General features: G+C 36.0%; 19 protein-coding genes and 5 pseudogenes. All 24 read left to right on the top strand.

Annotated features, from left to right (window positions below):
* The first annotated feature begins 32 nt into the window (after positions 1 to 32).
* The 24 genes and pseudogenes from THEBR_RS08195 (at position 33) to THEBR_RS08090 (ending at position 19,276) form a co-directional block, all read left to right on the top strand.
* A complete protein-coding gene (locus tag THEBR_RS08195) occupies positions 33 to 248 on the top strand; it encodes a hypothetical protein (RefSeq protein ID WP_003871019.1) in 216 nt (71 codons plus the stop codon).
* Positions 235 to 654 (top strand): putative toxin-antitoxin system toxin component, PIN family, encoded by a 420-nt coding sequence (locus THEBR_RS08190; protein WP_003871020.1) that lies wholly within the window; start codon positions 235 to 237, stop codon positions 652 to 654. Before THEBR_RS08195 ends, THEBR_RS08190 begins: the two co-directional genes overlap by 14 nt.
* Before the next feature lie 187 nt (positions 655 to 841).
* Positions 842 to 1,219 (top strand): nucleotidyltransferase family protein, encoded by a 378-nt coding sequence (locus tag THEBR_RS08185; protein ID WP_004397258.1) that lies wholly within the window; start codon positions 842 to 844, stop codon positions 1,217 to 1,219.
* Entirely contained in the window at positions 1,219 to 1,719 is a 501-nt protein-coding gene (locus tag THEBR_RS08180; protein ID WP_012269516.1) for a ribonuclease toxin HepT-like protein, read from the top strand. The genes THEBR_RS08185 and THEBR_RS08180 overlap by 1 nt, the downstream gene beginning before the upstream one ends.
* Positions 1,720 to 1,724: 5 nt before the next feature.
* The gene (locus THEBR_RS08175; protein WP_012269515.1) at positions 1,725 to 2,075 is read left to right on the top strand and encodes a phenylpyruvate tautomerase MIF-related protein; all 351 of its coding nucleotides are present in this window, start codon (positions 1,725 to 1,727) and stop codon (positions 2,073 to 2,075) included.
* Positions 2,076 to 2,245: 170 nt separating this feature from the next.
* Positions 2,246 to 3,733: a TIGR02677 family protein gene (locus tag THEBR_RS08170; RefSeq protein ID WP_012269488.1), complete on the top strand. Its 1,488-nt coding sequence runs from the start codon at positions 2,246 to 2,248 to the stop codon at positions 3,731 to 3,733.
* A gap of 10 nt (positions 3,734 to 3,743) precedes the next feature.
* On the top strand, positions 3,744 to 4,895 hold the full coding sequence (locus tag THEBR_RS08165; RefSeq protein WP_012269514.1) for a TIGR02678 family protein: 1,152 nt from the start codon (positions 3,744 to 3,746) through the stop codon (positions 4,893 to 4,895).
* Positions 4,888 to 9,054, top strand: coding sequence for a TIGR02680 family protein (locus THEBR_RS08160; protein WP_013570830.1), 4,167 nt, complete (start codon positions 4,888 to 4,890; stop codon positions 9,052 to 9,054). The genes THEBR_RS08165 and THEBR_RS08160 overlap by 8 nt, the downstream gene beginning before the upstream one ends.
* Complete coding sequence (locus THEBR_RS08155; protein ID WP_009052679.1) at positions 9,047 to 10,342, top strand: TIGR02679 family protein; 1,296 nt, start codon at positions 9,047 to 9,049, stop codon at positions 10,340 to 10,342. Before THEBR_RS08160 ends, THEBR_RS08155 begins: the two co-directional genes overlap by 8 nt.
* A gap of 9 nt (positions 10,343 to 10,351) precedes the next feature.
* Entirely contained in the window at positions 10,352 to 10,648 is a 297-nt protein-coding gene (gene hepT, locus THEBR_RS08150) for a type VII toxin-antitoxin system HepT family RNase toxin (protein ID WP_083758525.1), read from the top strand.
* A gap of 19 nt (positions 10,649 to 10,667) precedes the next feature.
* Positions 10,668 to 10,854: pseudogene (locus THEBR_RS11845) on the top strand (MBL fold metallo-hydrolase); the annotation flags it as partial.
* A pseudogene (locus tag THEBR_RS08145) lies at positions 10,854 to 11,168 on the top strand (metallophosphoesterase family protein); the annotation flags it as partial. The pseudogenes THEBR_RS11845 and THEBR_RS08145, both read left to right, overlap by 1 nt.
* 73 nt (positions 11,169 to 11,241) lie before the next feature.
* A complete protein-coding gene (cmr1, locus tag THEBR_RS08140) occupies positions 11,242 to 12,528 on the top strand; it encodes a type III-B CRISPR module RAMP protein Cmr1 (protein ID WP_012269509.1) in 1,287 nt (428 codons plus the stop codon).
* On the top strand, positions 12,512 to 12,913 hold the full coding sequence (locus THEBR_RS08135; protein WP_012269508.1) for an HI0074 family nucleotidyltransferase substrate-binding subunit: 402 nt from the start codon (positions 12,512 to 12,514) through the stop codon (positions 12,911 to 12,913). Before cmr1 ends, THEBR_RS08135 begins: the two co-directional genes overlap by 17 nt.
* Before the next feature lie 81 nt (positions 12,914 to 12,994).
* A complete protein-coding gene (locus THEBR_RS12435) occupies positions 12,995 to 13,345 on the top strand; it encodes a hypothetical protein (protein ID WP_012269507.1) in 351 nt (116 codons plus the stop codon).
* Positions 13,314 to 13,910: pseudogene (locus tag THEBR_RS12430) on the top strand (TIGR02710 family CRISPR-associated CARF protein); the annotation flags it as partial. The gene THEBR_RS12435 and the pseudogene THEBR_RS12430, both read left to right, overlap by 32 nt.
* Before the next feature lie 90 nt (positions 13,911 to 14,000).
* A pseudogene (locus THEBR_RS12795) lies at positions 14,001 to 14,093 on the top strand (transposase); the annotation flags it as partial.
* A 422-nt stretch (positions 14,094 to 14,515) separates the two neighbouring features.
* Positions 14,516 to 15,511, top strand: a complete 996-nt coding sequence (locus THEBR_RS08120; protein WP_012269505.1) for an aldo/keto reductase — start codon at positions 14,516 to 14,518, stop codon at positions 15,509 to 15,511.
* A 231-nt stretch (positions 15,512 to 15,742) separates the two neighbouring features.
* Positions 15,743 to 16,948: an iron-containing alcohol dehydrogenase gene (locus tag THEBR_RS08115; protein WP_012269504.1), complete on the top strand. Its 1,206-nt coding sequence runs from the start codon at positions 15,743 to 15,745 to the stop codon at positions 16,946 to 16,948.
* 20 nt (positions 16,949 to 16,968) lie between these two features.
* Positions 16,969 to 17,649 (top strand): cyclophilin-like fold protein, encoded by a 681-nt coding sequence (locus THEBR_RS08110; protein WP_012269503.1) that lies wholly within the window; start codon positions 16,969 to 16,971, stop codon positions 17,647 to 17,649.
* A gap of 64 nt (positions 17,650 to 17,713) precedes the next feature.
* Positions 17,714 to 17,893: pseudogene (locus THEBR_RS12425) on the top strand (iron-containing alcohol dehydrogenase); the annotation flags it as partial.
* Between the two features lie 44 nt (positions 17,894 to 17,937).
* Positions 17,938 to 18,432: a flavodoxin gene (locus THEBR_RS08100; RefSeq protein WP_012269502.1), complete on the top strand. Its 495-nt coding sequence runs from the start codon at positions 17,938 to 17,940 to the stop codon at positions 18,430 to 18,432.
* The gene (locus THEBR_RS08095) at positions 18,393 to 18,806 is read left to right on the top strand and encodes a flavodoxin (RefSeq protein ID WP_012269501.1); all 414 of its coding nucleotides are present in this window, start codon (positions 18,393 to 18,395) and stop codon (positions 18,804 to 18,806) included. The genes THEBR_RS08100 and THEBR_RS08095 overlap by 40 nt, the downstream gene beginning before the upstream one ends.
* Before the next feature lie 29 nt (positions 18,807 to 18,835).
* Positions 18,836 to 19,276 (top strand): (R)-mandelonitrile lyase, encoded by a 441-nt coding sequence (locus tag THEBR_RS08090; RefSeq protein WP_012269500.1) that lies wholly within the window; start codon positions 18,836 to 18,838, stop codon positions 19,274 to 19,276.
* The last annotated feature ends 137 nt before the right edge of the window (positions 19,277 to 19,413 follow it).

The raw sequence follows: 19,413 nt of genomic DNA, 5'->3' as shown, positions 1-19,413 counted from the left end.
TTTAATTGAAGTGAAAGCTGAGGTGAGTGATAATGAAATCAAATTTGAATGAAATACTCAATCTGATAGATAATTTATCATTTGCAGAGAAAAAAATCATTTATAAAAAAATGCAAAACGAGATAAACAGCAAATTGCTTGATATATTAGAAAAAACTAATGAAAGAGCCGAAAAATACCCCATATCATTAGAAGAAATAACTGAAGAAGTAGAGTATATTAGAGGGAAAAGATATGAAAAAAATTAAAGTAGTTATTGATACAAATATTTTTATTAGTGCTTTTCTAGGAAGTAAAAATGCAAAATTTTTAATGAAAGAAATTTTTAACGATGAATATATACTCATAATGTCAGCTGAACAATTGCTAGAAATAAAAGAAGTATTGAATCGACCTAAGTTTAAAAAGTATGTTTCCAAGTCAGAAATTGATGCACTTATTGAATTGCTTTCTTTGAAAATAGTTGAGCCTGTTATATATCAAAAAATCACAGATTGTAGAGATGAAAAAGACAATATGATTCTTGAAGAAGCTGTATATGGAAATGCGGACTATATAATAACTGGTGATGATGATTTGCTTGTATTAAATCCTTATAGATGGATAAAGATTGTTGAGCTAAGAAGTTTCTTAAAAGAAATGTATGATTTGTAAAGTAGAGATATTTATTTAAGAAAATAAGAAATTGATGATAAATTATGAGAGGGGACCGGTGAGATACCCTTGATTTTTTTATTAAAAAATTGAGGTATACTAGTGTTTTGCAAAGCATTGTTGGGTGATTGATATAAATGCTATAAAATGGTAGAATATATGTAAAGAATTTTGTGTGGTGAGGAAGATGAGTATCACTGATGAAGAAAAAAAGAAAATACGTGAAAATTGGCGGTTAAAGAGTGAAAAAGAGAAAGAAATGCTAGAAATACGAAAAAAGGATGCATTAGATAAAGCGTATAAGATTGCTAAATTTTTGAAAGAAAAATATAATGTGAGTAAAGTTGTCTTGTATGGATCACTGGCAAGGGGATTTGATTTTTGGGAATTTTCGGATATTGATATTTTTGTAGATGATTGGGATGATGATAAGTTTAACTACTGGACAATGTTTGTTGAGATAGAGAATATTGCAAGGCCTTATAAAGTGAGTATAGTTACACAACGAGATGCTACGGAGGCTTTGTTAAAGGAAATAGAGAAAGAGGGGAGGGAAATAGGGTAGTGGATGTGGGTAAGGTAAAAGTTATTTCAGCAAGACTCAAAATGGAACTTGAGAATATACAAAAATTGTATGATACTTTAAAGACGAAAGATATGTTTGACAAAAAAACTTTGAAACAAAAACTGACTGATGATTTTGTGTTAAGAGCTATTGGCTCTATTTTCCATGATTTTTATACTGCTGTTGAAAATATGTTTAAAATTGTTGCAAAAAATATAGATGGTTTTATGCCATCTGGAGCTGAATGGCATTTAGAATTACTTGAGCAAATGTCTATGCCGATAGAAGGGGAAAGACCAGCTTTTATAAATACAGATACTAAATTATTGCTTAATGAATTTAGGGGATTTAGACATATTTTTAGAAATATTTATGGATTTAATCTTATGCCCGAACGAATAGCAAGATTGTTAGATATTTTTCCAGAAGCTGTGGATAATCTAAAAAAAGATGTTGGGAAATTTATCAATGATATGGAATCTATTATAAAAGAGGAGTGAGATTTATGCCAATTGTAAATTTAATTACAAAAGAAAAGATTGCACCAGAAAATAAGGAAGTTTTAAAGAAAGAATTTGCCGATGTGATGTATGAAGTTGCAGGAAAAAGTGAAAATTGGCTTATGGTAAGATTTACTGAAGAAGAGGATATATTTTTCCATGGACAACCTCTTGAAGAGGGTGGCATTGTAGAGATAAAGCTTGTTGGCAAACTTCAAAGGGGACAAAAGGAAGAAATATCAAAAAGGATTTGTGATGTTTTAAATAAGGTTTTGGGCTATGGAAAAGACAGTATTTATATAGTTATCCAAGAAATAGAGGGACAGAATTGGGGTTATAATGGAAGCACTTTTTAAAAATGGAATGCTTAAAGGTGAAAATGATGCGAAGATTTTTTAAATCCTTATTATTTCCATAAATTTGGGAAGTGATAAGGATTTTTGTTTCAAAAGGTCAAAAAATAAATTGAAATGATGGAGTATTAAGTTTACAATATATATGAAATATAAATGCAAGGTGAAGTGTTATGGAAGATAAACTTGATTTGAATGTGATAAAACCGATTGAAGAGGTAAAGTATTTGTCTGCGGAAAATGCTTCGCGATATCGCCTCATCATGAGGTATTTTTATGAACAGTACCAGAAATTTAAATATTGGCTGTACAAAGAGGATGTATATGAATATGTAAGTCAATTTGATGTGTTTTCCGACTATACAATGGAAAAATGTGAGCAGGACTTAAAAGCACTTACTGAATGGAAAAACCTTATTGCGACACAAGATACCAGTAAAGCTTCTACGATTGACGAATTTAAAAACAAAAAATTCAGGTATCAGCTGAGTCCATATTCTATTGAGATAGAGAGAATGACCATAAGGCTGGAAAGCATCGTCGGTTATGGTGGGTCACTACAGCCGTCTTTATTTGAAAGGATTTACCGCAATTTAATAAAGATAAATGAAATGGCGAAAAAAGAGGATTTACAGGAAATAAACAGATGGTGGGAAGACCTCAATACCGACTTTGAAAATATATATCACAATGCGACAGATTACATTGCAAGTCTTCAAAGCTCTAACGCTGATGAACTTATGAAGTCAGAGCAGTTTATCATTTACAAAGACAAACTTATAGAATATTTAAGAGATTTTATAAAAGACCTTCAGAGATTTTCTGTTGCCATAGAGAGTTTTTTGAAAAAGGTGAGTCCGGAGATTGTCAATTCCGTTGTAGATAAGTTATGCCAATATGAAATGAGTATCCCAAGAATTGACAGGGTTTTAAATGAAGAGGAAGTAAAAGAAGATTTGATGGATAAGTGGAATAACATATCTTTTTGGTTTACAGGTCATAATTTTGAAGACAGCGAGGCAGTAAGGCTTCTTAATATATCAAACGAAATAATCAGAAAAATAACAATGTATGCGGCGAGAATAGCAGAAAACAGGATGAAAGCTGCCAGCAGAAAGAATGAATATATTGCTCTTTCTAAAATGTTTGCAAAAGCAAGCAATATAAAAGAAGCACACCTTTTGTCTGCGGCGGTTTTCGGTTGCTTTTACACAAGGCACATAAAAGGTGATTTTGAAAGAAAGACAGAAAGTGTAAACCAGAGCGTATGGGAAGAACCGCCCTTTAAAGTGATTATAAAGCCAAAAACAAGGAGCTACAGTAATTCTGTTAAGACAAATGCGATTATTGATAGAAGTGCTGACAAGACGGAGATGCTGATGGACTATCTCAATCAGAAAAATATAGAAGATGAAATAATAGCAAGTTGCATTGTTGGCAATAGAATAAGGATAAAGGATTTACCTGTTGTAAAACCTTTTGTGAGGGCAACGATACTTAAATGGATAGGAAAAGCGATGGCAAGAAATGGCTTTATAGGTAAGACAGAAGATGGAAGAACATACAAGCTTCATATGCCAAAGAATGGTGAGAGGGCAATACTAAAATGCACAGATGGTAATCTTGATATGCCTGATATTGTAATTGAGTTTGTTGATTGAAGGTGAAAATATGGAAGAACTTCAGATGCTTCTTGAAAATTTTTGGATACTGAGAGAGGATAGAGAAAATTTCAACAAAATAAGAGATGCGGAGAATAAAATAAAACCTTTTGCTGAAGAGAAGTTAGGATATAGATTGATTATAAACCCATATATTATTAAGTTAGAAAAAGTGCCGTCAGATGTTGAAGAGTGGATGGGGATAGATGCATTTCAAATGCCTATGGATTATGCATTTTTGTGTTTGCTCTTAGCTTTTTTGGAGGATAAAGGACCAGAAGACCAGTTTGTACTGTCTAATATAACGGAATATATAGAGGCGCAGTATGATGGACCTGATAAAGTAGATTGGACGCTTTTTCAGCACAGAAAGTCACTTGTGCGGGTGCTCAATTTTGCTGTAGATATTGGCATAATTAAAATAGATGATGGTGACCACGAGAGGTTTTCAGAAAGTGAAGATACTGAAGTTCTTTACGAAAACACAGGCATTTCAAGGTATTTTTTGAGGTCTTTTAACAGAGAAATTACAGAAGACATGAAGATTGAGGATTTTTTGCAGGAGGATTTAAATCTTTCAAACCCCAAAGATGCGGTTATACAGAGAAGGCACAGGGCGTACCGAAAACTTATTCTTTCACCCGCTGTGTATAGTGAAGGACCTGATGACCAAGACTTCATGTATATAAAAAATTACAGAAATACCATAGCGAAAGATTTAGAGGAGTATCTTGATGCAAAACTTCACCTTCACAAAACTTCTGCTTTTGTTCTCTTTAATGACAACAAATATTTAAAGTCCTATTTTCCCGACAAAAACAAAAACATATCTGATATAATGCTGCAGGTAAGTAAAATTATAAGACAAATGATTGAAGATGGAAAACTCGCCTATAATCCTGATGATACTATAGATATAACTGAAGCAGAATTTATAAATATTATTTTGAAAGTAAAGGAAAGATTTAGTGATGGTTGGTATAAGTCTTACAGGGAAATGAGTGAAAAGCAGCTTATAGAAGAGGTCATTGAAAACATGGAAAGCTTTAAGATGATAAAAAGAGTTGAGGAATTGCATTCTATTAAAATATTGCCTATGGCGGCAAAGTTAATTGGGGAATATCCTCCAGATTTTGAAAAAGGAGAAGGTGCAGATGAGTGAAAAATTAGCCGAAAGATGGATGATTAACAGGATTGGGCTTCTTAATTTTTGGTATTATGATGATGAAATATTTGAGTTTGCAGATGGAAGGCTTCTTTTAAGAGGTGCTAATGGTTCTGGAAAGTCAGTGACAATGCAGAGTTTCATACCTTTAGTATTAGATGGCAACAAAAGTCCTGAAAGACTTGATCCCTTTGGCTCAAAGGCGAGAAAGCTTGAGGACTATCTTCTTGGGGAAGAAGAGGTAAGTGGGCTTGATGAAAGAACTGGCTATCTTTTCATGGAATTTAAAAAAGAGAAAAAAGACAGCTACATTACAATAGGCATTGGACTAAAGGCGAAAAGGCATCAAAATATGGACTTTTGGGGCTTTGTAATACTTGACGGCAGGCGTATAGGTATCGACTTCTTTTTATACAAAATGGAAATAGGCGATGACGGCAAAAGAGCAAAAGTCCCACTTACCAAAAAAGAACTTAAGAATAGAATAGGTGAAGGCGGAGAAGTAGTTGAAAGCCAAAAAGAGTACATGGAAATGGTCAATAAATACATTTTTGGCTTTAGTTCTATCGAGGAATACGACGAGCTCATAAAACTGCTGATACAGCTTAGAAGTCCAAAGCTTTCCAAAGACTTCAGGCCTACTGTGATATATGAAATTATGAAGGCTTCACTGCCTTCACTCACAGATGATGATTTGAGGCCTCTTTCAGAAACCATAGAAAATATGGACCAGATTAAGATGCACCTTGATGTTCTTTACAGGAATATGGCTGCAGTAAAAAAGCTTAAAAATGAGTACGACAACTATAACAGATACATTCTTTATGAAAAGGCTGGGGATTTAGTAAAGGCATACAGCGATTTATACGCATCAAAAAAAGAATACGATAATTTAACTAAAGATATTGAAAATTACAGAAGTACAATAGCAAACTTAGGAAATGACATCATTTCTCTTGAAAGTGAAAGAGAAGCCTTAAAGAAAAAGGAAGAACAGCTTTCAAGTGGTGATGCTAAAAGAACCCAAAAGGAGTTATTAGAAGAAGAGGATCGATATAAGCAGTATTTGGAGGATAAGTCTAAAAAAGAAGGAGAACTCCGGAATAAACAAGATAAATATTATGGTTTAGAAAGAAAGATAAAAAACACTGAGGAACAAAAATACAAACTGGATAAAGAACTACAGGATAAATTAGAGAATATATCTTCAATTGCACAGGATATAGATTTCATGGAACATGAGTTTTCTGTGAGTGAACTTAAAAAAGTGTATGGAAAAGAATTTGATTTTACTTATTGGAAAAATGAATTAAAAAAGCATAAAGATAAAATAAAGCGTGCAATGAGTGCATTGAGAGAAGAAATAGAAGCAAATAAGAGGTATGATGCCGCACTTAAAGAGCAGGAAAGGCTTAAAAAAGAAAGAGAAGACAGGGCTAAAAAGCTTAATGAGGCAGAAAGGCTTTTTGACGAACAAAAAAGAGAATACGTTGAAAGAGTTTATAGTTGGTCGCAGGGCAATGCAGAACTTAAGCTTTTAAGTAGCCAACTGGAAGGCTTAAGCCGTGTCATACTGGCGTATGGAGAGGATAAAGGATTTGACGATATTTTGGCTTTTGTGAGAAAACCCTATGAGGAAATACTAAATGGAATTCAGCAAGAAATTTTAAGATTACAAAATCAAAGAGAGGTAAAAGAAAATCAGCTTCATGAGAAAGAAAAGTTATTGGAGGAATGGAAAAACAAAAAAGACCCTGAGCCTGAAAGAGATGAACAAGTCATAAACAACAGAAAAAGGCTTAAAGAAGCTGGAATTCCTTACATTCCTCTTTACATGGCGATTGATTTTAAAGAGGATGTGGATGAAGAGACAAGAGGCAATATAGAAGCTGCGATAGAAGACATGGGGCTTTTGGATGCTCTTATCGTTCCCAAAGAATATTTTGAAAAAGCTCTTCAAATGGACAGCAATATGGCGGATAAATATGTTATGCCTGGAAGCTTTAATATGATGTTAAATGTATCTCAATATTTTAAAGTAGTTGACAATGAAGAAGGAGTTTCACCAGAAGATATTTCGGATGCTTTAAGCAATATATTTGTATCCGAAGAAAGCGGGACAACCTATATTGATTCAAATGGCACATATGGAATAGGAGTAATAAAAGGGAAAGCGCGGGATAAAGTTAAATCAAAGTACATCGGGAGTGAGTCTAGAAAGCGCTACAGAGAAGAGCTTATTAAATCTATACAAGAAGAAATACAGGCTATAAAAGCTGAAATATCTGCAATCGATGAGGAAATAAATGCAAAAAAATCAAGGATACAGAGGCTGGATTACGAATATTCGGCATTTCCCGGGAAAGAAGATATTGAAGAAGCATATAGATATTTAAAAACGGCAAAGGCTGATTACGAATACACCTCTCATAAACTGGATGAACAGCTTTTTACAGTTAAAAACTGTTTTGAGGACCTTCAGAAAAAGAAAGCTGTTGTAAGAGAATTGACATCTGGCATAAACATACATCCAGATATTGATACCTATTCTTCTGCGTATGAATATGCGGAAGAATACGCTTCAGGGCTTAATGAAGTAGAAATACTATACAACAAATATGTTTTGCACATTTCAAACGAAGAAATGTTATTGCAGCAAAAACAAGATTTAGAATACGATATTGATAACTTAAAGTACGAAATAGACGTACTGGAAAACAAAATACAGAGTTCTGTTAAGAAAATTGAGATGCTAAAAGAGACATTAAAAGAACTTGGACTTGAAGAAATTGAGAAAGAACTAGAGTTTTGCCTAAAAAGGCTGGAGGAAATACCTAAAGAGATTACAAATAAATCAGCCGAAAAAGCAAAACTTGAGGAGCGGCTACAGAGAAGCTTAAAAGACCTTTTAAACATTGAAGAAGAGATTCATCTTAAAGAGGAAATTTACAATATTGTTGAAGAGGGTTTAAAAAAGGAATTAGCACTTGGCTTTGTCAAGCAAGACGTTGAAATGGAGGATATGTTAAAATTAAGTAAAAGCATTCTTTCTGAATACAAAGGCTTTTTTGACAAAGCGGGCTTTGACAGAGAAAAGTTTACAGAGAGACTTCAAAATGTGTATTTTGAAACTCGCAACGAACTTTTAGAATATGGACTTTCAATTGGCAATATCTTTGACGAAGCTTGTGAGGGAGACAATGAAAGAATAAAAGAAGCAAAGAGTAAGCAGAGAAGACTTAATATTACGGCAAATATAAATGGTAAAGTTGTTTCATTATATACGCTTTATTCTAATATTGAAGAGGATATAATGGCGAATGAAAGCCTTTTAAGAGAGACGGATAAGATTCTTTTTGAAGAGATTATAATGCACAATGTGGGAATTAAGATAAGGGCAAAGATTTTTAAAGCAGAAGAATGGGTAAAGAAAATGAACAAACTCATGTCTGAAAGGGATACTTCCAGCGGACTTAAGTTCTCTATTGAGTGGAGAAGCATTCCTGCTTCCAATGAAGAAGAACTTGATACAAAGGAACTTGTAGATATTTTAAAATCTGATGCTGATATGCTGAAAAAGGAAGTCTTCGATAAAGTTGTAAATCATTTTAGGTCAAAAGTAGAAAGAGCCAGGAGGGCAATGGAGGAAAAAAACAATACAGAAACTTTTCACAAGATTATGAAAGAAATATTAGATTACAGAGATTGGTTTGAGTTTAAGCTTTACTACAGAAAAGAAGGGGAAAGTCGCAAGGAGCTTACTGATAATGCCTTTAATAAGTTGAGCGGTGGAGAAAAGGCGATGGCCATGTATATACCTTTGTTTTCCGCGGTTTACTCAAGGTATGAGGGAGCACCCCCGACTGCACCTCGCATAATATCTCTAGATGAAGCATTTGCAGGGGTTGATGACACAAACATAAGGGATATGTTTAAACTGATTGAAGATCTAAGATTTAATTATATAATGAATTCGCAGGTTTTGTGGGGAGATTATGACACTGTCCCCAAGCTTTCAATTTATGAACTTATAAGGCCAAAAAATGCAAAGGCTGTATTGGTCATGAAGTATTTGTGGGATGGAAAGGTAAAGCATCTTATACTTCCTGAAAAAGAGGAGGTTGCCGCTCTTGAGGTGGGTGCTGTAAATGAATAAAGAAGAACTTAAATATTTTAAAGAAAAAAAGGGATACAAGAGGATTTTTAAAGGTATAAGGGAAAAGTACAGAAGTTTAGGACGTCTTGGAGGCGTTGTAAAGCTTGATAATCTTACGGAAGATGAAAAAGAAGTACTTACAAACCATTTTAAAAAAGACTATAGGACAAAAAAATCTGCATCCATTGATGTGGCAAAGTTTGAAGAGTCGCTAAAAAATACGCGATTTGAGGAGTATACGCTAAAAGACATACTGGAATACTATTTTGGCGAAAAACTCACCAGCAAAAAAGAGGATATGGAAATATTGGCAAAAGAAAGAGAAGAGTTCTTTAAAGAGCTCTTCTCTAAATACCAGGAATGTAAGTGCATTGATTGGCTAAAAAGTTTGTATGAGGGAACCGCTGTAGGGGTAAGGACAGTAAATCAGAGGTATTTAAATGATAGAAATGGGCTAAAAAAAGATATAATGTATGTATGTGATGCTATAAATAATTTGCCTGTTTATAAAGGGGAAAAGAAAAGACTGCCGGTGTTTTCTTCCCAGATTGCACGTAATCCTCACTATTTTGATTCAAATACAGAAGCTGGAAGTATGTTTATAAACGCTTTATGCACTTTAATGGGGCTGAATGAAGTAAAAGGAAGTGAAGAAATATCAGAACTTTATTACAACGTTGGCATTTTGATAGATGAAATATCCAATTATGTCACACTCTCAGGACTTTTGGCATATGAGGGCGATACGGAAAATCAAGTATTTAAGGCTGCTTATGAAAGCAATCAAGTCTTGCAAGTTCCTCTTTTAAATTTGAGTAAAATTGAGAGGGTCATAAGCCCTTCTAAGAAAGTGTATGTTGTAGAGAATCCTTCAGTTTTTACATCTTTAATAGATGCCACAAGCAAAGTATTTCCTCTTGTATGCACATATGGCCAGCCAAAACTTTCTTCTCTCCTGCTCTTGGACATGCTTTATAAAGAAGGGACAGAGATATATTACTCAGGAGATTTTGACCCAGAGGGGCTTATGATAGCAGATAGATTGTACAAAAGGTATAAAGACAAGTTTCACTTTTTAAGGTACGGTGTAGAAGATTATTTAAAATCTCTTTCAAATGAAGTCATAAATGATGTAAGGCTTAGTAAGCTAAATAAGATTGAATCACCTTTACTTTTTGATGTGGCAAAAGAGATGAAAATAATAAAAAAAGCAGGGTATCAGGAGCTTATAATAGATGATATTATAAATGATATAAAATTGATTGAAGAAGGTAAGGGGGAGTGGTAAAATTAAGGAATTCAAATATCTCTAGAATGTGTTATTGATATAGCAAATATAATTATTTCTTCTCTTGGTTTAGAAAAACCCGATACCTATAGAGAAACGGTTTTATTATTCGGTAAATCAAACATTTTGCCGGAAGATTTTGCCAAAAATATTTCTAACATAGTTTCTTTTAGAAATATACTTGTACATGATTATATGAAAATTGATGAGAAGGTGATTGTTGACATATTAAAGAACCATTTGGATGATTTTGTTAAATATATACATTATATAAATAAATGGATCGAAGAAAATTATTATTCCTAATATGAAAGGAGACGTTATTGTGAAAATAAGTTTTTTGGGAGCTGCTAAAGAGGTTACAGGCTTATGCTATTTAGTTGAAACGGAAAAGACTAAGTTTCTGGTTGATTTATGCTACAAAAGCTACCGTGGATTTATGCAGGTATATGCTTCCAGATAGTGGGCATATACAAGAGATGGAAAGTGAATGGAAAAACAGAAAAAGAAGGCTTATGTTGACAAAATGATGCTTGATGTACCTATACAAACACCCTATGTCTTTGCTTTCATGGAGGGGAAGAGATTTATGATTCAACATGGCCATAATATTTCTGATGAAGATATACATAGGTTAATTAAGAGGTATAAATTGGACTATTTTATAACGGGACATACGCATATTCCTTTAATAAAGAAGATTGAAAATTGTGTGGTGATTAATCCGGGTTCTACATCTCTTAGCAAAAGGGAAGATAAGATTAATTCAGTAGGGTTTATTGAAGTTGAAAGTGGAAGTGTTCATGTAATTGATTTGGAAACTTAAGTAGTTATATAAAATCTTTCCTTTTTTGACAAAATAGTATAAAATATTAGTAGTAAGAAAGAAGGGGATAGAGGTGTATAAGGCAAGATTAAAATGTGAAGTAATAACGCCTTTGTTTATGGCGGGAGCAGATGGAAGGACACCGGAATTAAGGCCTTCTGAGTTTAAAGGGATGATGCGCTTTTGGTGGAGAGCAGTAAAGGCAGAGGATGATATTGCTAAACTTAAAAAAGAAGAAAATGGAATTTTTGGTGGGACAGGAGAAGGAGAGGGAAAGAGCAAGGCAACAGTAAAAGTTTTCTGTGACAAATTTTTTTGGGAAAAGGCTTTACGAGTGAAAGAAGCAGGTATAAAATATCTTTTATATTCTACTATATTGCCAAATAAGGAGAGAGGATACATAAAAGAAGGCTCTACTTTTTATATTGAGATTAGTACCTTTGAGGAAAAGTATTTAAATTATGCTTTGGCTTCACTATGGTTTGCCATATATTTCGGAGGTTTTGGAACACGAAATAGAAGAGGAGGAGGCAATATCATAGTAACAGAGGTGGACGAGCACGTTTCTATTGATTTTATTCCTAAAGGGAAAGATTCTGATGAAGTGGCAGAATGGTTGGTAAAAAATTTTGAGATAGCGAAAAAGATTATCAATGGTTCAGACAAGACCTATTTTGCTTCAGAGTATAGCAATCTAAGTATCTCGCGGCTTATAATAAGTAACATTGGCTTTACTTCATGGAAAGATGCAGTTAATGATATTGGGACTATATTTAAAAATTTCAGGGTAAGGACTGAGGGACAAGTATTTGAAAGCGCTGTTTTTGGTCTTCCTGTAAGGCATCGCAGTGGTGGAACAGTTATTGGTGTAAAAATTGAGAAGAAGTCAAAAGAAAAATTCCAAAGAAGAACTTCTCCCATTATAATAAAGCTTATTAAGGTGGAAGGAAAGTATTATTGGAGTGTAATAAGGCTTGCTGGTCAGTTTTTACCAGAGGGGGCTGTGTTAAAATTTAATGATAAAACTCAAAAACCAGAGTATGCTCTTATTGAGGAGTTTTGGGCTCAATTGAAGGAGAGAGGGGAAGAAAAAATATTATCTATTCCCGATTCTATGAAAGAGATAGTAGACAAGATAAAGGAAAACATTGATCCCGAAAAGATATATTTGTATGGATCAAGAGCAAGAGGAGATTTTAATAAGAAGTCTGACATTGATATAGCAGTTGAGTCAGACAAAAGTGTGGAGGCCATGGATATGATTGGACCTTTTGACATTGTCAATCTAAAAAAAGTCAATAAAGAATTTAGAGAAAAGATATATAGAGAGGGAGTTTTACTTTATGAGAGAAAGGGTTGAGAAATTTTTTAACGATTTTGCAAAAGCTTTTGAAAATCTTAAAAAAGCGACGGAAGTAGCAAAGGATGACTTGGATATAGATGGAACTATTAAAAGATTTGAGCTTTGCTATGAGTTGGCTTGGAAGTTGATGAAAGAGTATCTTGCAGATTTAGGAATAATCGTAAAAAGCCCTCGTGAGGCCTTTAAACAGGCTTTTATTAACGATCTTATTGAAAATGAGGAAGTTTGGCTAAAAATGATTGAGGATAGAAATTTACTTGTTCACACTTATACTCATGAGCAGTCAAGGGATATTTTTCATCGAATAAAAGATGAACACGTTGGTGAATTGGGTGAATTTTACAAATCGATACAACAAAAAATTGAAAATGACGAATTCTAAAGGTGATTTTTGTAGAATAAAATAGTATAATTATGAATATAATAGCAAAATTGTTTTGTTCTTGCAAAAGGTGAGAGGGAGATGGAAAGCGAAGGGATATTGTCAAGTAGTGAAATCGAAAAGAAAATAAAAGAAAAAGTAGAAATTTGGGAAACGAAACCGGCAAAAGAAGCAGAAGATTATTATTACCAGGAAATATTTCCTTTGGTAGTAAAAAAGTTTCATTTAGAAACTGATGTTTCCTTCAAAGAAAAATATGAAAATTTGATTTTGTCATTAGGATTTTCTTTTGAACCTCTCGTGCTTACAATTTCTTTTATTAAGCCCAAGCAAGTCTTGTTTTTATACACAAAAGACTCAAGAGAGAATCTTGACAAAGTAAGATTATACTTTCTACAAAATGTTATCACAGATCTATTCTTGTTGGGATAACCTTTCTTTTAATGAAGCCATTGAGGGATTTGAAAAACTCTTTAAAATTTTGAAAAGTTGGAAACCAATTGATAAAGATATAATTGGCTATAAATATGAAGAAATATTGTACAAGCAGCATGAGCTCATTAAACCACTGAAGGAGATTGACTTGAAAGATAAAAATAAGGAATGGGAATACGTTACAAATAAGCATGTATATATACCTCTTCTTTTTTCAATTTATACTAATGCTTTAAGGCGAAGTTATGAAGGAAAATATGATGTGGCAATTCTATTATTGTATCGCATTTTAGAGCTAATCGCACAGGTCAGACTTGCAAGTTATGGTTTTTCTGTTTCTCTTCCTGATTATTCAAAATTGCCCGTTGGTGGAAATGAATTATTAGAAAAAATGAATGAAAATATTAAACCTTTTAAAAATTTTAGAGAATATATGGAACTGCCTCGTAATAATATAACCTTATTTGATGCCTATGTTTTAATGAAATCTATTGAAGATGAGTTAATGAAAAATATAAACCTTGGGCTTATATATAGTAAAGTCCAGCTGAGAAATAAATCTATATTTGCACATGGTTTTGGAATTTTATCGGACAAGGACTTTAATGATTTTCATGGTTTTTCTAGCACCGTGTTCACTATGCTGCGCTTTCATATTACTTTGCTTACTGTCGCTATTGTAGCTATTAAACTGGGTAAATTTGATGAGTTTAAGTCCCTTGTTGGTCTGATGCAATCGGCTTAATTTTTACTGAATCTAGTTCATCCCATTTTTTAACATTTGACTTCTACAGGATATTTATGCCCTTTTTTAGCTCCTCTTTTTGTCTTTTCTTTTCCCTTATCCCTTACTTTATGTTTTATTGCAAGTCTTGATTACTATATATTGTATGCCATACATATTATGGTTTTTTGCCATGATTATTTTTATTAATTTTGCACATCCCTAATTCCAATGGTACCAGGCGAGCAGGAACAAGTAGGCCCAACGGTTTGGGCAGGTGAGGGTCTAGTTTTGGGGGATTTTCGCGGTTGGCGGTAGAAAAAAGCAAGCTAGAAGTAGGCCCCAGGATAGTTGCTAAGATTTATCCTCCAAAAGGTATTGACTTGGAGTTAACTCCAGCAAGTATACTTTAAATTGTAGATAAAAACGTAGGGGGGTTATCTATGGTAAAGCGAAAACTAGGAAAATCTGGTCTTGAGGTTTCCGGAATTGGACTGGGATGTATGCGGATGAGTTTTGGTCAGAATCCTCTTCCCGATAGGGAAGAGATGATTGCGCTCATTCGCAAGGCAGTAGAACTGGGTGTTACCTTTTTTGATACCGCTGAGGTTTATGGACCGTACACTAATGAGGAACTTGTGGGAGAGGCTTTGGAGCCGTTCAAGGGCGAAGTGGTGATTGCCACCAAGTTTGGATTTGATTTATATCCTGACGGAAGGCCGGGTTGGAGGGGACTTAACAGCCGACCAGAGCACATCAAAAAAGCTGTAGAAGGTTCTCTCAGGCGGCTCAGGGTAGACGCGATTGATCTTTACTACCAGCACCGTGTGGATCCAAATGTACCCATTGAAGACGTGGCTGGAGCGGTAAAGGATCTCATCGAGGAAGGAAAAGTAAGATACTTTGGATTGTCGGAGGCAAGTGCAGAAACTATTCGCCGAGTTCATGCAGTTTGTCCAGTTGCCGCTGTTCAAAGTGAGTATTCTCTATGGTGGAGGAAGCCTGAGGAAGAAGTACTACCAACATGTGAGGAATTGGGTATTGGTTTTGTTCCTTACAGTCCGCTTGGGAAGGGATTTCTTACAGGAACTATAGATGAGAAAACTCAATTTGATTCAACAGATATACGTAGCAGTATTCCTCGTTTTCAACCTGAAGCAATACGGGCAAACCTTGCACTTGTTGACTTCATAAAGGAAATTGCCCGCAGAAAGCAAGCAACTCCTGCACAAGTAGCTTTAGCTTGGCTTTTAGCTCAAAAACCTTGGATTGTTCCAATTCCTGGTACAACAAAACTTGAACGACTCAAAGAAAATATAGGTGCTGTATCTATAACATTTACTGAAGAAGAATTAAGAGAGATAAATGAAGCACTTTCAAAAATTCCTATCCAGGGTGGGCGATATCCGGAAGAGGTAGAAAAAATGACGTATCGATAAATCCTTTAAATGAAATTGAAGAGCAGTAGTTATTTTAATGCTAAGATTGATAATAGAGGTAGGATGATGCATTACAGAGATTTTGGAAAAACGGGTATGAAAACTTCTATTTTCTATCAAAGGAGGACAGTATCCTGAAGAATTATAAAAATGACACATATTGATAAGCTTTTTCAGAATAAGCATTGAAATTTAAATGCCACAAAAAACGTTTGTTTGGAGGTGTTACATATGATGAAATTTGAATTTTATAACCCGACCCGACTAATTTTTGGTGCAGGTTCATTAGGACAGTTAGGTAAAGTAGTTAATCAATATGGTAAAAAAGCATTGCTTGTCATTGGTGGTGGAAGTGTAAAGAAAAGTGGAGCGTTTGATCGAGCAGTAGCAAGTCTCAAAGCAGCGGGTGTTTTAGTGGTAGAATTCTCAGGTGTTGAGCCAAACCCCCGCCTGTCAACTGTAGTGCGTGCTTCAGAACTGGCAAAAAAAGAAGCATGTGATGTGGTTATAGGTATGGGTGGCGGTAGCGTCATGGACGCCTCAAAAGTAATTGCAGCCTCAGTCCTTTATGAAGGCGATCCTAAGGATATGCTTGTACGGGCAGGAAAAGCGCCCAGGCTGCCGGAGCGAGCTCTTCCTATTATCACTGTTCCTACCCTGGCGGCAACTGGCTCGGAAATGAACAACGGTGCGGTGATCACGATTGACGATGAAGGAGAAAAGCTAAAAACATTCGTTCAGGCCGAGGTTCTCTATCCTCGAGTGGCAGTGGTGGATCCTGAACTTACGATGACAGTGCCCAAGAATCACACAGCTTTTGGGGTTTGCGATATAATAACCCATGTGACCGAGGGTTATTTTAACGGTATAGACGGGACTCCTCTTCAGGACAGATTTGCCGAGGGAGTGATCCTTACTGTCTTGGAGTGGGGACCAAAGGCGGTTAGTGATGGAAGTGACCTGGAAGCGCGCACTCAGGTGCAGTGGGCGTCGATAGTTGCTCTTAATGGGTGGGTACAAGTAGGAACAAACGGAGCGTACCCTGTTCATATGATCGAGCACACACTTTCCGCACTCTACGATATCCCCCATGGAGCAGGGTTAGCAGTCGTGAACCCCGCTTGGATGCGCTTTGCTGCAAGATTCCGCCCCGAACGTTTTGCCCAATTTGCTCAACGTATCTTTGGTTTGACAGCAACAGGCAAAGACACCTTGAGCCTTGCCATGGAAGGTATTGATAAGTTTGAAGAGTTCTTGCGTTCAATAGGTTGTCCTACACGCTTGTCGGAATTGGGCATTGGAGAAATTACCGAGGAAATGCTTTTCCGTTATGCGGAAGAGACGCTGAAAGTGCTTCAGGATGAAGAAGGAAGGCTTCCAGGTCGTCCCTCTCTGCGAAAGGAAGATATTGTAGAAATACTACGCATGGCAATGTGATTAATTAAGGAGAGAATAACATGCAAAAGGTAGTGAGGAAAAGAAGGCTATTTTGGGTTCTGGTGCCGGTTTCGGTGATGGTCCTCATTCTTAGCTCTTGTGGCGGTAATAACGGTAGCCAAAGCATCAATCCCCAACAGGGACAGCAGCCTACTACGTCAGAGGGCCAGGCTGATATTGAGAACGAAAACCTTACAATAGAAGCTGAGGCTGCAGGTTCACCAACTGAAACAGTTCATAGTAGAGTCTCACCGAATGAATCGAATGACGAAAGCACTTCGGCAGGTACAGAAAGCAGCAGTGCGACTGTTGATAGAAAGGAAGGGGCAGATGCTATGGAAGATGTGAGGATAAAATTAACTTTTAACAACAACGAGGAAGTAATTGTGAAAATGCACGATAATCCGACAAGCAGGGATTTTTTAACATTACTTCCATTAACATTAACATTTAGAGATTATGCAGGGACAGAAAAGGTTAGCGATCTACCAAAAAGATTATCTACAGAAGATGCACCATCAGGCAGCGATCCTTCAGTTGGAGATTTCACCTATTATTCTCCTTGGGGAAATTTGGCTATATTTTATAGAGACTTTGGTTATGCAAGCGGACTTATTATCTTAGGTAAAATTGAATCTGGAATAGAAAAGCTTGCAAGGATGAATGATGATTTTACAGTTACTATTGAGCTTATGGATTAGAGACTCATCCAGACCCCTCAAAGGATAAATATCATGGACAGCGTAGTCAACAACGAGAGAAAATGGGCGTGATTTTATTATCAGCCTTGGCGGCGGTAGCAGCCTGGATGCTGCCAAGGCTGTCGCTGCAATGGCGACCAATGAAGGGGACTGTTTGGGACTACATCCACAGCGGAAGCGGCAAAGGAAAGGTAACGCAAAATCTCCTTCACTTTGTGGCAAACACAACTATGACTGGTACTGATAAAGAAGCGGGTGCCGGGATGTGGTTTAAAGGAGGGTGTGAATATGGCTAAACAAATCCTTATTGTGTATTTTACCTGGTCCGGAAACACATGTAAAATTGCAAATCTAATTCACAAGGAGATTGGTGGAACCATTTTTGAGATACAGCCCGAAGTGCCGTATCCCAATTCATATAATGCGACTGTAGAGCAAGCAAAAAAAGAAATACAAGCAGGATATAAGCCTCCCTTAAAAACAAAAATCGATCACATCGAATCTTATGACATAATTTTTGTTGGTTCACCAAATTGGTGGAGTACGATAGCCCCGCCAGTTGCAACATTTTTATCTGAATATGATTTGTCAGGAAAAACCATCGTGCCTTTTTGTACTCACGGCGGAGGGGGTAAGGGGCGAATGATTAGAGATATTGTGAAGCTATGCCCTAAATCAACCATCCTGGAGGAATTTGTAATATATGGGAGTGGTGCAGGAGATGCACAAGCCAACGTGTCCCAATGGCTGCTCAAAATAGGCATTACCCAATTAAAACGATAAAGCCATATCCGGAAGATTATACAGAAACAACAAAAGTAGCGCAGGAAGAAAAACGGCTGAATGCCAGACCTGAGCTTGCAGATAAACTAGATGATATAGATTCTCATGATGTGATTTTCCTCGGCTATCCCAATTGGTGGGGAACGATGCCGATGGCTGTGTTTACATTTTTAGAGTCTTATGATTTCGCGGGAAAGACCATTGTTCCATTTTGCACACATGAATGCAGCGGAATGGGAAGCAGTGAGCGCGACATCAAGAAACTTTGCCCGACTGCAAAGGTACTGCCCGGTTTAGCCATTCGAGGAAGCAATGTTAACAGAGCAGACAAAGATATTGCAGACTGGCTTAAGAGATTTGGCTTTATATCATAGTATACCGTAAATGAAAGGGGGAAAAAAGAATGGATAAAACCGAACCAAGAAACTTAAGCGACAGAACAATTTTCCCGCTTGGTCAAAAAGTTGAAAATGAATATTTTACAGGAACAGTCTGGGTTGAAACGCTGGTTTCTAACGACGGCATTTTTAATTGCCCAATCTATAATGTTACTTTTGAGCCAGGTGCAAGGAATAATTGGCATAAACATCCCGGCGGACAGATTTTGCTTGTTACCGGAGGAAGAGGCTATTATCAGGAAGAAGGTCGGCCTGTAAAGATAATCAAAGAAGGCGACGTTGTAAAAATCCAACCGGGTGTTAAACATTGGCATGGAGCGGCTCAGGATAGTTGGCTTTCTCATATCGCGATTACAGCCAATCCTCAAAAGGGTGAAGTTGAATGGATGGAACCTGTTTCTGATGAATATTATTTGCAGCTTAAAATAGAGGAAAAAGATGCATAGCCAAAGCACGTGTATAAAACAAACTTGGGTTAGAAACTTCTATCGAAGATAAATCAGTAAATCGGTGGAAGTTTCGCTTATACGGCCTAGAGTTAATACAATTGACCTGCTGAGAAAATGGTTGGAGTAAGACAGGA

It is taken from the genome of Thermoanaerobacter brockii subsp. finnii Ako-1, from assembly GCF_000175295.2.
Taxonomy (GTDB): Bacteria; Bacillota; Thermoanaerobacteria; order Thermoanaerobacterales; family Thermoanaerobacteraceae; genus Thermoanaerobacter; species Thermoanaerobacter pseudethanolicus.
Note: the sequence above shows the minus strand (reverse complement) of the source record. Positions and strands in the feature narration are given on the sequence as shown.

Excerpts from the sequence above, each read along its gene's own strand:
- THEBR_RS08170 (WP_012269488.1), top strand. The coding sequence starts at position 2,246 with ATGGAAGATAAACTTGATTTGAATGTGATAAAACCGATTGAAGAGGTA.
- THEBR_RS08185 (WP_004397258.1), top strand. The coding sequence starts at position 842 with ATGAGTATCACTGATGAAGAAAAAAAGAAAATACGTGAAAATTGGCGG.
- THEBR_RS08175 (WP_012269515.1), top strand. The coding sequence starts at position 1,725 with ATGCCAATTGTAAATTTAATTACAAAAGAAAAGATTGCACCAGAAAAT.
- THEBR_RS08095 (WP_012269501.1), top strand. The coding sequence starts at position 18,393 with ATGGCTGCTCAAAATAGGCATTACCCAATTAAAACGATAAAGCCATAT.
- THEBR_RS08190 (WP_003871020.1), top strand. The coding sequence starts at position 235 with ATGAAAAAAATTAAAGTAGTTATTGATACAAATATTTTTATTAGTGCT.
- THEBR_RS08160 (WP_013570830.1), top strand. The coding sequence starts at position 4,888 with ATGAGTGAAAAATTAGCCGAAAGATGGATGATTAACAGGATTGGGCTT.
- THEBR_RS08090 (WP_012269500.1), top strand. The coding sequence starts at position 18,836 with ATGGATAAAACCGAACCAAGAAACTTAAGCGACAGAACAATTTTCCCG.
- THEBR_RS08100 (WP_012269502.1), top strand. The coding sequence starts at position 17,938 with ATGGCTAAACAAATCCTTATTGTGTATTTTACCTGGTCCGGAAACACA.
- THEBR_RS08135 (WP_012269508.1), top strand. The coding sequence starts at position 12,512 with ATGAGAGAAAGGGTTGAGAAATTTTTTAACGATTTTGCAAAAGCTTTT.
- THEBR_RS08195 (WP_003871019.1), top strand. The coding sequence starts at position 33 with ATGAAATCAAATTTGAATGAAATACTCAATCTGATAGATAATTTATCA.
- THEBR_RS12435 (WP_012269507.1), top strand. The coding sequence starts at position 12,995 with ATGGAAAGCGAAGGGATATTGTCAAGTAGTGAAATCGAAAAGAAAATA.
- THEBR_RS08120 (WP_012269505.1), top strand. The coding sequence starts at position 14,516 with ATGGTAAAGCGAAAACTAGGAAAATCTGGTCTTGAGGTTTCCGGAATT.
- THEBR_RS08155 (WP_009052679.1), top strand. The coding sequence starts at position 9,047 with ATGAATAAAGAAGAACTTAAATATTTTAAAGAAAAAAAGGGATACAAG.
- THEBR_RS08165 (WP_012269514.1), top strand. The coding sequence starts at position 3,744 with ATGGAAGAACTTCAGATGCTTCTTGAAAATTTTTGGATACTGAGAGAG.
- THEBR_RS08110 (WP_012269503.1), top strand. The coding sequence starts at position 16,969 with ATGCAAAAGGTAGTGAGGAAAAGAAGGCTATTTTGGGTTCTGGTGCCG.
- THEBR_RS08115 (WP_012269504.1), top strand. The coding sequence starts at position 15,743 with ATGATGAAATTTGAATTTTATAACCCGACCCGACTAATTTTTGGTGCA.